This window comes from Streptococcus parasanguinis, from assembly GCF_032163505.1.
Lineage (GTDB): Bacteria > Bacillota > Bacilli > Lactobacillales > Streptococcaceae > Streptococcus > Streptococcus parasanguinis_V.
In genome coordinates this window covers 1,690,303-1,701,534 of record NZ_CP134147.1, presented here as the reverse complement: position 1 = coordinate 1,701,534, position 11,232 = coordinate 1,690,303, and the positions used below count along the sequence as shown (strand labels likewise).

At 45.1% G+C, this 11,232-nt stretch carries 13 protein-coding genes; 7 read left to right on the top strand and 6 right to left on the bottom strand.

From position 1 onward, the window contains the following. Positions 1–273: 273 nt before the first annotated feature. From RIN70_RS08495 to RIN70_RS08480, 4 genes are read left to right on the top strand one after another with little or no spacing between them, the layout of a single operon-like run. Positions 274–876, top strand: a complete 603-nt coding sequence (locus tag RIN70_RS08495; RefSeq protein ID WP_021153833.1) for a hypothetical protein — start codon at positions 274–276, stop codon at positions 874–876. After that, positions 876–1,667 (top strand): energy-coupling factor transporter transmembrane component T, encoded by a 792-nt coding sequence (locus tag RIN70_RS08490; RefSeq protein WP_173018767.1) that lies wholly within the window; start codon positions 876–878, stop codon positions 1,665–1,667. The genes RIN70_RS08495 and RIN70_RS08490 overlap by 1 nt, the downstream gene beginning before the upstream one ends. Then, positions 1,643–2,479, top strand: a complete 837-nt coding sequence (locus RIN70_RS08485; protein ID WP_129823936.1) for an ABC transporter ATP-binding protein — start codon at positions 1,643–1,645, stop codon at positions 2,477–2,479. The genes RIN70_RS08490 and RIN70_RS08485 overlap by 25 nt, the downstream gene beginning before the upstream one ends. Continuing rightward, complete coding sequence (locus RIN70_RS08480; RefSeq protein ID WP_003005192.1) at positions 2,466–3,266, top strand: energy-coupling factor ABC transporter ATP-binding protein; 801 nt, start codon at positions 2,466–2,468, stop codon at positions 3,264–3,266. The genes RIN70_RS08485 and RIN70_RS08480 overlap by 14 nt, the downstream gene beginning before the upstream one ends. 81 nt (positions 3,267–3,347) lie before the next feature. Here RIN70_RS08480 and RIN70_RS08475 read toward each other — a convergent pair whose 3' ends face one another. After that, a complete protein-coding gene (locus tag RIN70_RS08475; RefSeq protein ID WP_155200357.1) occupies positions 3,348–3,500 on the bottom strand; it encodes a hypothetical protein in 153 nt (50 codons plus the stop codon). Then, on the bottom strand, positions 3,481–3,642 hold the full coding sequence (locus RIN70_RS08470; RefSeq protein WP_001062367.1) for a hypothetical protein: 162 nt from the start codon (positions 3,640–3,642) through the stop codon (positions 3,481–3,483). The genes RIN70_RS08475 and RIN70_RS08470 overlap by 20 nt, the downstream gene beginning before the upstream one ends. A gap of 223 nt (positions 3,643–3,865) precedes the next feature. On the opposite strand from RIN70_RS08470, the gene RIN70_RS08465 reads away from it, so the two are divergent. Then, positions 3,866–4,804 (top strand): AEC family transporter, encoded by a 939-nt coding sequence (locus RIN70_RS08465; protein ID WP_129823937.1) that lies wholly within the window; start codon positions 3,866–3,868, stop codon positions 4,802–4,804. A 49-nt stretch (positions 4,805–4,853) separates the two neighbouring features. Here RIN70_RS08465 and RIN70_RS08460 read toward each other — a convergent pair whose 3' ends face one another. From RIN70_RS08460 to RIN70_RS08450, 3 genes are read right to left on the bottom strand one after another with little or no spacing between them, the layout of a single operon-like run. Beyond that, positions 4,854–5,186, bottom strand: a complete 333-nt coding sequence (locus tag RIN70_RS08460; RefSeq protein ID WP_031574580.1) for a hypothetical protein — start codon at positions 5,184–5,186, stop codon at positions 4,854–4,856. A gap of 34 nt (positions 5,187–5,220) precedes the next feature. After that, positions 5,221–5,691, bottom strand: a complete 471-nt coding sequence (locus RIN70_RS08455; RefSeq protein ID WP_129823938.1) for an HXXEE domain-containing protein — start codon at positions 5,689–5,691, stop codon at positions 5,221–5,223. Positions 5,692–5,706: 15 nt separating this feature from the next. Further along, positions 5,707–6,246: a TetR/AcrR family transcriptional regulator gene (locus RIN70_RS08450; RefSeq protein WP_155200358.1), complete on the bottom strand. Its 540-nt coding sequence runs from the start codon at positions 6,244–6,246 to the stop codon at positions 5,707–5,709. A gap of 132 nt (positions 6,247–6,378) precedes the next feature. Between RIN70_RS08450 and RIN70_RS08445 the strand changes: the two genes are divergently transcribed. Both RIN70_RS08445 and RIN70_RS08440 read left to right on the top strand, forming a co-directional pair. Next, on the top strand, positions 6,379–7,281 hold the full coding sequence (locus RIN70_RS08445; protein WP_129823939.1) for a cation diffusion facilitator family transporter: 903 nt from the start codon (positions 6,379–6,381) through the stop codon (positions 7,279–7,281). A 78-nt stretch (positions 7,282–7,359) separates the two neighbouring features. Continuing rightward, complete coding sequence (locus tag RIN70_RS08440; RefSeq protein ID WP_129823940.1) at positions 7,360–8,397, top strand: zinc-binding dehydrogenase; 1,038 nt, start codon at positions 7,360–7,362, stop codon at positions 8,395–8,397. 58 nt (positions 8,398–8,455) lie between these two features. Here RIN70_RS08440 and RIN70_RS08435 read toward each other — a convergent pair whose 3' ends face one another. Then, positions 8,456–11,170 (bottom strand): DEAD/DEAH box helicase family protein, encoded by a 2,715-nt coding sequence (locus tag RIN70_RS08435; RefSeq protein WP_129823941.1) that lies wholly within the window; start codon positions 11,168–11,170, stop codon positions 8,456–8,458. Positions 11,171–11,232 lie beyond the last annotated feature (62 nt).

Below are 11,232 nucleotides of genomic sequence, written 5' to 3'. Positions count from 1 at the left end.
GGCCTATTATAATTGTCTAGCGATCATTCTCATGGGCGCTTGCTCTATTTTTCAATTCCCGAACGTTTTCAAAAAAAATTCAGAAAATTCTTGACTTCTATGAAAATAGGCGTATGATTAGTTGTGAACTGTTGAACAATCCTTTTCAAGAGAAACCCTGATGTCGACTAAGGGATCTGTGAAAGGTGAAGCGGTTCAACTATAAAAATCTATAGAGCGTTGCGTCCGAAAGTCTAAACAGACACGGCTCTTTAAAAACAAAAGGAGAAGATTATGAAAACAGAACCGATTCATCGTACCAGTATGTGGAAATTTAAGTTAAGTGCTGCCACCATGACTTTGATTCCCGCTGCCGTGGGGATTAACTATGTTGCCAAAGCCTTGGCGGAGGGGTTAAAGTTGCCCGTTTGGCTGGGGTCTTTGGGAACCTTTCTTGCCAGCATGTTGGCTGGGCCGGTTGCCGGTGCCATCAGTGGTTTCATCAACAACGTGATCTATGGGCTGACCTTATCGCCAATTTCAACCGTGTATGCGATTACCAGCATCGGAATTGGGATTGCTGTCGGAGTTTTGCACGCCAATGGGTGGTTCTCGTCAGCGCGACGAGTATTTGTTTCTGCTATTATTATTGCCATCGTTTCAGCTGTCATTTCAACGCCACTCAACGTCATCTTTTGGGGTGGTCAGACCGGTATCGCTTGGGGTGACTCATTGTTTGCGGTAATGGTCGCCAATCATGCACCAGTGTGGCTGGCCTCATTTACCGATGAGTTTGTCTTGGATATTTTGGATAAAGTCTGCGTGGCCTACCTGGCCTTCTTCATCTATCGTCAGCTGCCGAAGCGGATGGTGCACTTCTTTAGCGGTGATAAATGATGACTGATCAAACATTGATTTCTGGAGCGCCACGGGTCAAGCTCAAGTGGTACCAGGTGATCGATCCGATTACTAAGCTCTTGTTCATCGTGGACATGACGTTGTTGAGCTTTGCCAGTATGAATTTATTGCTTCAGGCCGGATTAATTCTTGTCGCAACACTGCTATTGTTATTTTCCAAATTGAGTTCTACCATCTTTAAGGCGCTGGGATTCAGCCTGTTTCTGATTTGCACCATGCTGATCATCCAAGGGTTATTTTACAGTCGGAATCAAACTTTGCTGTTTTCTGTGCTTGGGGTGTCGTTCTACAAAGAAGGCCTGATTTACGCCACCACTCTGGGTTGTCGAGTATTGGTGATTATTTTGACCAGTGGCTTTTTTATGGTGACCACGAGTATTTCAGAAAACGCGGCCTATTTGGAACTGTCCGGATTGTCTTATAAAACCGTCTACGTTCTGATGTCGGTGTGTTATATTTTGCCGGAAATGATGCGCAATATGCGGAAAATCCAGCAGGCACAAAAAGTTCGCGGAACCAATCCGCAAAAAACGTTGATTCAGAAATTAAAGTCAGTCCTGCCGGTTCTAATTCCATTGGTGATTAAGACCTTGGATCAATCGATGGCGCGGTCGATTTCTCTCCAACTGAGAGGTTTTGATAATCCCAACCGGACTGTCAGAACCTCCCAGCGCGTGTATCGCCTGTCGCGGACGCTGCACATTGGTCTGACTGGATTGGCAATTTTATTGATTGGGTGGAAGATATGGACGAAGATAAACGGATTGTAATTGAAAATTTGACCACCCGTTATCCGGGTACTGAGCAACCACAACTGCGTCAGATTAACGCGGAGGTTCATGCCGGCCAGGTGGTTGGGATTATCGGGAATAGCCACTCCGGCAAATCGACTTTGTGCCGTGTGCTGGCAGGGGTCATTCCCAAAATGGTGTCTGCTGAGATTGAGGGCGACTGGCACATGTTTGGCCAGCGATTGTCCGACAATTGGCCCGTTTATAATGCCATGAATGGAGTTGTACTGCAAAATCCAGCTGGCCAACTAAGCGGGTTGGCAGACACGGTTGCCGATGAAATCGCCTTTGACTTGATTAATCAGGGAATGGCTGAAGGACTGATTCAAAAACGGGTTGAAGAAGTTGCAACGCAAATGGGGCTGATTGAACAGCTGAATTTGCGTCCCGAGAGCCTTTCCGGTGGTCAGAGCCAGCGGTTGGCAATTGCCACGGCGATTGCGGCTAACCCGGCTGTTTTGATTATGGATGATCCGACCAGTCAGATGGATCCCCTTGGCCGCCGACAATTTTTCCAATGGTTGGCCCAAGTCAAAGAGACGACTGTCTTCATTGTCACCAGTGAAATTGACGATTTGTGCGAAGTCGCCGACGTTGTGTGGGTGCTGCACGAGGGTCAAATGGTAGCCCAGGGCAGGCCGGGTGAGGTGTTTAATCATTTGGCAGCTGACTGGCAGATTCCAGCCCCGACAATCCAGCAACTTGCTCAAAAAATGGATTGGCACTTGGCTGATGGCCGGTATCCGGTGAATGACGCTGAACTGAAGGAGGTTTTTTATGTCCACAATTGAACTGAACCACCTGACGTTCACTTATCCGGAACGGTCCTTTAGCTTGGATGTTGAAGACAAACACTTCGCCGATCCGATGGTGGCGATTGTTGGCCAAAATGGTGCCGGCAAATCAACGCTCTTCAAATTGTTGACGGGCTTGCTGACACCACAAACCGGTGTGATTAAGATCGATGGAGAAAATTTTAATGATCTTAAACCAGTCGAAAAGTTACTGAAGGTTGGGATTACTTTTCAGAATCCTGACGATCAGCTTTTCAACCCGACCGTTCAACGAGAGGTGGAGTGGAGTGTCGCGCAGGTCATGGATGACCACGACACGATTACGAGGCGGGCTTTAGCGGCCCTAAAAAGAGTTGGCTTGGATGATAAAACAGCTGAAAGTCCATATGACCTGTCATTGTCGGAACGCAAGCTGTTGAGCGTTGCCACAGTTTTGGCAGTGGATCCGGCGATTTATTTATTTGATGAGCCGATGATGTCGCTTGATTGGGAAAGCCGGCGCAAGTTAACCGCAATTTTCCATCAGTTGGCTGATTCGGGCCACCAAGTTGTGACCATCACCCATGACATGGATTGGGTCGCCGCCGAGTTTGAGTCGGTGTATGTTATGGAACACGGGAAGTTTGGCTTCGCCGGCAGTCCACGGGAATTGTTCAGCGATCACGAACTTGTCCAGCGAGTGGGATTACTACCACCGCGGATTATGGACATAGCGGAGTCGCTGGGTGATTCACAGACATATTTATCGGTTAATGATTATTACCAGAAAAATCGAGATGTATAGAAAAAGTCACCTCTGCGGGTTTTCCAGGTTGAAGGATTAACTTCAGCTTCTGGCAAGAACTCACATGGGTGACTTTTGTGTTTAATAACGTTTCATGATCATCGGGTGCTTCCTCAGATCACTCGGTTTGGTTTTACTTTGTTTCATGGTCATAATCATATACCATTTATTTTGGATCTTTTGTTTGACTAATACAAAATAGGTCTTCGCATTTTTAGCGCCCATTAGGATCATCAGTATAATTTTCTGAATTAGGAGACTGTCCCATCACTATTCGAACTTCGTCTCCCAACTTACGCTGTTCCCATTCATCCGTGAATCCTTTAAATCGCAATTCTGGAACTTTCTTTTTAACTGAATCATCTATTTTCGCCATAGTCCCCACCATTTTATTGGTTTTTCTTTATTTACCTTATCAACAGTCTAGTTGGTTGGTACCAATGGACGAAAGCTGCTAAGAAGGGGTATTAGTGACAATTAATAAAATACATGAGGTTGGGCATGTTGCCCCACCTCTTTTTATGATATACTAGAGTAGTTTTTGAGCCTTGTAAAAAATGATTTTTTTAGTTCAAATTTAAAAAAGAAAAGGAGAGAACATGGACATCTTTTTGAGGAGCATATCGGGGATCCTCGTCATCCTGGGCGTGATTTTAGTGGGCTTTGTCATTGGTGAAAAAGGCTGGTTTGATGACAAGTCACGTGGCCTACTCGCTAAATTGGTCACTCAAGTTGCTCTTCCCTGCTATATGCTCTACACCATCACGCAGCGCTTCACAGCAGCGGATCTACTTATAATGTTGCCAGCCTTGCGGTTTCCTGCCCTGTCTATGGTCATTTTACTTGGCATCGCGACAGCAGTAGCAAGGATCTTTGCAGTGAGGCAGGACCGCCGTGGCCTCTTTATTTCCATGTTTTTTAATTCCAATACGATTTTTGTGGGGCTCCCCATCAACCAGGCCCTTTTCGGGGATGCCAGCATTCCCTATGTTTTGATCTATTACATGTGCAATACGACCTTTTTCTGGACCTTGGGGACCTATCTGATTCAGCGAGATGGTGAGGGAGAAGCTCAGTTTGATCTCAAAACCAGTCTGAAAAAAGTCTTTTCTCCGCCCCTTATGGGCTTTCTCTTGGGACTAGTCTTGGTGATGCTACAGATCAAGTTGCCAGCTTTTCTAGCCAGTGATTTACAGTACCTGGGCAATTTAACAACCCCCTTATCCATGATATTCATCGGTTTGTCAGTGTCTCATGTAGGTGTGAAGCAGTTGGTTCTGGGAAAAGAGCAACTATTGATTCTACTAGGTCGCTTTCTGGTTGCCCCTCTCTTGATGGCCTCCATCGTCTACTGGGTGCCTCTTCCAAGTTTGATGAAGCAGGTCTTTATCATCCAGTCCGCTATGCCTGTGATGACCAATGCGCCAGTTGTTGCCAGACTCTATGGAGCTGATAGTGACTATGCAGCCGTCATGGTGACAGAAACGACCCTTGCAACCATGGTGGTGATCCCTATTCTCATGCTGTTGATGGCTTAACAAACAGAAAATACAAAAGCTCAAGTTTTTCTGCAAACTTGAGCTTTTCTTATAACAAGGCTAACAAGATGGTAAGGACTAAAGTGATGCCCATCCGAATCAGGTGGTGAGCTGGATGGAACACTTCTTTGCGTTTCCCATTCCAATAGGCCCCGTAGCAAATCAAACCACAGCCGATCAGCCAAAGGACTAGAGCGACAATCGGTAAAAAGAAGTAGAGGATGAGAGATAAGGTCGCAAGGCTGCTTCCGATGAGGAGAAATGTATTTCCTAGAGTGTGATTCCCTTTTTTAACTTCAGAAAGAGAAGCCAATAAGTGAAGAAGAGCAAAAGTAAGGGGAAAGAAGGCTGTAAAAAAGCTGAGAAGAATTGGGAGGAGCATAGGGTTTCCTTTCTAAGATATGATTGCCTGAGTACTATTTTTTATGACTGATTTTATGAATAATCATAAATGATACTACAAGATTTAAAATAATAACCAATAAGGTAAAAAGTGAGTAACCATAAAGTTTAATTGGAAATTCATTTTTGAGATTGTAAAGAGCAAACAAACTTGTTAAAATGCCCGTTAACAAGCCAGGAACATATTTTCGAAGGACGATTGTCTGAATCAGATGTCCGAACACATGGTAGATATAAGCGATTATGATGCTTGCGTAAATGCTGTAGTTGTTAAACTGGTAACTAAGATATAGCGATGTCATTAGGATCAGAAATTGCTCCAAGACAATGGCATTGAAAGCAAAAGGAGTGTAATAAGATAGGATTCGATTGTTTGGATACTGGATTGATATTTTTTTGACAAAGGATGGCATCCAAACGATTTCTTCCAGTTCGTGAAGCATGAAGAGTGATGGAAATAGAAAGTAAAATTGTACGCTGGTCATTGAAAATACTCCCTTCTAGTTCGACCCCACTTTTAAAATCTCCAAATAAAACTGGGTCACTTCTTGTTCGGTGTAGGACTTGCCTTTTTTCAACCACCAGCTGAGGGTTTCGATGAAGTTGGTAACGACCAGATGCTTGAGATAAGAATGAGGGATAGTTGGATGGGTCTTGATGAGTTCATCAGCCACCATTGGATAGACATCATGTTCTAGCTCTTTTCGCAGTTGCCGGATAAAATAATCGTTTTTAGAGAGTAAGAGACTGGTCACATGATCTTGATTTTTCTTGAAATGCTGAAAGATATGGGCCAGGTAGTCTTGTGGTGAGAGGTGTTCAGCACGCTCAAAGAGATGGTGAAAGAGTTTTTGACAGAGTTCATCCAGTAGTAACTCCTTACTCTCGTAATGGCTGTAAAAGGTCGAGCGCCCCACATCAGCAAGGTCTATGATTTCTTGAACCGTGATGGCCTCGTAGTCTTTTTGGTTGAGTAAGTGTAAGAAAGCCTGATAGATAGCTTTTCGAGTTTTGGTGATGCGACGATCCTGTGCTGTCATATGGACACTTAGAACAAACTGTTCAGTAACGTACACCCTAAACGGTTTGCCCCTATCCTTTCTGTTGTGAATGTTAGATAATGATAATGAACATGATGTTCATGAATCTATTATAACAAAGGAAATAGGATTATGAAGACAAAACATGCGGTCTGGATCGCTTTTTTCTTGAATTTGAGTTATGCCATTGTTGAGTTTATTGCAGGAGGGATTTTTGGATCCAGCGCAGTCCTTGCGGATTCGGTCCATGACTTGGGAGATGCGATCGCTATTGGGATCTCCGCCTTTCTAGAGAGTATTTCCAATCGTGAAGAAGACAGCCGCTATACCTTGGGCTACAAGCGCTTTAGCCTTTTAGGGGCCATGGTAACGGCAGTGATTCTCATGACAGGGTCCGTTCTGGTTATTTTGGAAAATATAACGAAACTCTTTCACCCACAACCTGTCAACGATGAAGGCATCCTCTGGCTTGGAATCATAGCTGTCAGCATCAATGTGCTAGCGAGTCTCGTCATTCGCAAAGGACAAACCAAGAACGAATCCATTCTCAGCCTGCATTTTCTGGAAGATACCTTGGGTTGGGTGGCTGTTATCCTAATGGCCATTGTCCTCCGATTTACCGACTGGTATATCCTAGATCCGCTCTTATCTCTTGCCATTTCCATCTTTATTCTGTCAAAAGCCATTCCACGTTTTTGGAGCACGCTCAAGATTTTTCTGGATGCTGTGCCAGAAGGAGTAGATATTCAGCAAGTTAAGAGTGATTTGGAGCAGTTGGACCATGTGGCTAGTATCAATCAGCTAAACCTATGGACCATGGATGGTTTGGAAAAAAACGCCATTGTCCATGTTTGTCTAGAGCATGTCAACCACATGGAGGTTTGCAAAGAAGCGATTCGTACCTTGCTCAAAGATTGTGGCTTTCAAAACGTCACAATTGAGGTTGATGAAGACTTGGCAACCCACCGAGCCCATAAACGCAAGATCGAAGAACTGGAAGCTGATCAAGGTCATGGGCATGATCATCACCATTAATGACGAGTTGGTATGAGTAGAAGCTCGATAAAAAGTGTATACTGTAGATAAGTAAGCAATAGAAAGTAGGTTGTTCCTATGAAGAAAACAGTCTATACAAAAGCTGGGCAAGTGGGTCTAGTAGAAGTAGAACGTCCACACATTGAAGCGCCAGATGATGTCATTCTCCGCATCGTTCGCACCTGTGTCTGTGGATCCGATCTCTGGAGTTACCGTAATCCTGATATTGAAGCAGGTCATCAAAATAGTGGCCACGAAGCTATTGGGATCGTCGAAGAAATCGGTGAGTCCATTACAACGGTTAAGCCAGGAGACTTTGTCATTGCGCCTTTCACCCATGGTTGTGGGGAGTGTGATGCCTGTCGTGCTGGTTATGATGGGACTTGTGACCGTCATATCGGCACCAACTGGTCTGATGGGGTTCAAGCAGAGTACATGCGCTTCGAATACGCCAACTGGGCTCTTGTCAAAATTCCAGGGCAACCTTCTGATTATACAGAAGCTATGCTTAAATCCTTCTTGACGCTAGCAGATGTCATGCCGACGGGCTATCATGCAGCGCGAGTAGCTAATGTGCAAAAAGGCGACAAGGTTGTCGTTATCGGGGATGGGGCTGTTGGTCAATGTGCGGTTATCGCAGCCAAAATGCGTGGTGCATCGCAAATCGTCCTCATGAGTCGCCACCAAGACCGTCAACAAATGGCCTTGGAGTCAGGCGCGACAGCTGTTGTCGCTGAGCGTGGTGAAGAAGGGATTGCCAAGGTGCGAGAAATTCTCGGTGGTGGAGCAGATGCTGCTCTTGAATGTGTGGGTACTGAAGCAGCAGTTGATCAAGCTCTTGGTGTTCTTCACAATGGAGGACGCATGGGATTTGTCGGTGTGCCTCACTACAATAATCGCGCCCTTGGTTCTACCTTCGCCCAAAATATCTCAGTGGCAGGTGGAGCAGCCTCAGTTACTACTTATGATAAACAAGTTTTGTTAAAAGCAGTTCTTGACGGTGATATTAATCCAGGACGTGTCTTTACCTCAAGCTATAAACTGGAAGAGATTAATCAGGCTTATAAAGATATGGATGAACGCAAGACTATTAAGTCTATGATTGTGATAGAGTAATGAAAAAGTCTAGTAGAAATGAATCTACTAGACTTTTCTTTTATTTTGAAATAAATTCTTATTTCAAATTGGACATCACTTGTTTCTTGGTGAAGGTACGCTCTTGTTTGTTAGCTAAGGCCTTGATGCGCGCATCTAGGAGAATGGCACGACCTTCGACACTTCGGGTATAGACGAGGTCATACTTGCCTATACTCTTTCGGATTTGTTCCACAAAGGCTTGGGCATCCTCTTTTCGTTTGTCAAAGAGGCTTGGTACGGCGAAATATTCTGTTTGATCGGATACCTTTTCTTGTGCTTTCAAGATATAGCGCTGATTTTCAATCGGTACGAAAAACTCGATCATGGTTTGCGAAAAAAGTTCTTTCTCTCGCATGGTTCCGCCCTTCAAATAGATCAGCGTGTTGATGGCATCCTTTCTGTCTCGTACGACTTGGATACGGGTCTCCTGGGTTTGAATATGCCCAAAGAGGAGCAGGGCTTGGTGAATAGCCTGGCCGAAGACTTCTAACCGTTTATAAGGACTCTTATAGAGATAGTAGCGGAGCCAAGCAAGGAGAGCGAGAACAGCTAAAACGACTAGAAGAATTAGAGACGCTTTATTCCCTCCTCCTCTATGTGAATAGTAAAAAAGGTTGGCGAAAGCATCAGTCAAAGCGGCGGCCGTCAGCCAACGAGCCAGCTTTCTAGCGTCAAAAAATAGGGCTAGAGGCAGGAAGTGTTTATCCACTTGGACCTCATTTGTAATCTCCATATTCTCCAGAATCGGAAGAGCTTTTTGCCAGCCGTCTCGGAGTTCTTGACGATGGGTGGAGCGCTCTAAGGTCTCTTCATTGAGTTTTTGCAACTGTTTTTTGGTATAGCGGATATTGTCAAAGGCTAGACGTTCGATACCGGATTCGATGAAGGGTTCCTTGTAGTGGAGACCTAAAAATTGCTTCATCCGTCTTTCTAAGAGCTCCAGATCAGGACTATATTCTTTCAACTGATCAGTGATAGCTTCGATCTCTTCTTTTTCAAGATCGGACTTTTCATACCATTTCTTTAGGGAAAGGTTGATAGAGACCAAGTGCCAGATGTTACTGGTCTTATTTGGATCTTCGGGCCACACTCGGATGGCGCGACCTCGCATTTGGTTACTGAGCATAAAGCTCCCTACAAAGCTCGCTAGGATCAGGGAATTGACGCAAGGAGCATCCCAGCCTTCTCCGAGAAGTGACTTGGTTCCAATGACGATTTGAATAAGCCCTTCTTGAAAGAGTTGGGTCACAGCTGTCACCAAATCATGTTGAGAACCAACCATGCGAACCTTGAGAAAGTCATCAGGAGATAATTGGCCGACACTTTGGTAAGTCAGTCGATTCCCTCCTAGAAGGTCTTCTAGTCTTGGCTTAGAGACCGTCGGGATGATGACGATGCTACCGGTCAAGACAGCGATGGCAGGAGGAGTTGCTTGCTCTAAGCTTTCCCTGCGAATAGATTCGAAATAAGAGAGCACTCCTAATTGAGTAAATTGGGCGTCCTTATCTCCTAGATGAACTTCAAAATCTTGACGAATATAGTCTGTTAAGATCAGTTGTCGTAGTTGGCTTCCAAGGGCCTGGTATTCAGCCTTGAAAATTTCTCGAACTGCATTGAGTTTTCCGAGGGATTGGTTGAGCAGAAGGTCTTGTTTTTTGTTGCGGACCAGTTTGACTTGTTTTCGATCGATCAAGCTGGCTGCTTTTAGTTCATGGAGAACTTGCTTCTCGTATTCCTCTGGTAAATTGTACCAGTGAGGTACCTGAAAGAGCAGACCTTGCAGGAGAATTTCAAGCCAGTCCAGGGTGAAAGCAGGTAGTTTCTTGGCTCCTAAGAGGTCCTGGAAACGTTTGGGGAAGTCGATTCCTTTGCTTCGAAGAAAGATCAGGGTAGCAGAGAGATACTGGGGCTCATTGAGCAATTCATCATCGCTGATCTGACCCGATAAGGCTTGGCAGTTTTGGAGGTATTGGCAAAAGAGGGGATCGGAAGTCAGTTGCTGCAAGAGAGCATTCTTTTGTTGGCTAAAAGCATCCAATTGCTCTTGCTCTTCCTTGGTTGGAAAGGCAAAGTAGACATAGTCTTGGTGAGGACAAAGGGTGTCTTCCTTGACCAATTCGGGAACCGTAATTTCCTCGTCAATCTCACCACACATGCGGATATAGCGATCCCAAAGGGCGGGATCCCCTTCATAGGGAGGGGTAGCGGTGAGGGAGATCATCTTTAAGTCTGGGAAGGCTTGACGAAAGGCTTCCAAGCTCTTCCACCATTCATTGCGTAAGTGGTGACACTCGTCTAAACAAAGGGTCCCGAGTGAGATGGCTTTGAAGGTAGTAAAGATATCAAAGCCTTTAAAATCAAATGTTTCAATCTCTGCCTGGTCATCGGTATCCTCAGCTTGTGATTGACCGACGACTTGGTTCATGGCGCTGTGTAGGGCCTGATAGGTAGCCACTGTCATCAGCTTAGGATGTTTTAAGTCTTGTGAGATCAGTTGCTGCGCTTGGCTTTCATCACTCAAGAATGCCTGGATAATCCGGTCCACCCATTGCTGACGAATGGTGACTGTAGGAGCCAAAATCAGGGTTGGCTGACCAAAGCGTCTGATAAATTCGATTCCCAGGGTTGTTTTTCCAGAGCCAGGAGCTGCTACCAAATGCAGGTGGCCATCCGCCATAAAAGCGTCGCTCTTATCGAGAACGCGTTTTTGATAGTGTCTCCATTGGCCTGTAAAGGCTAGTTCTTGTAACATTGGTTTCCTCCCTTGTACTGTCCCCATTATATCATAGTGGAGGACAAGAATCTCTTGGTAGA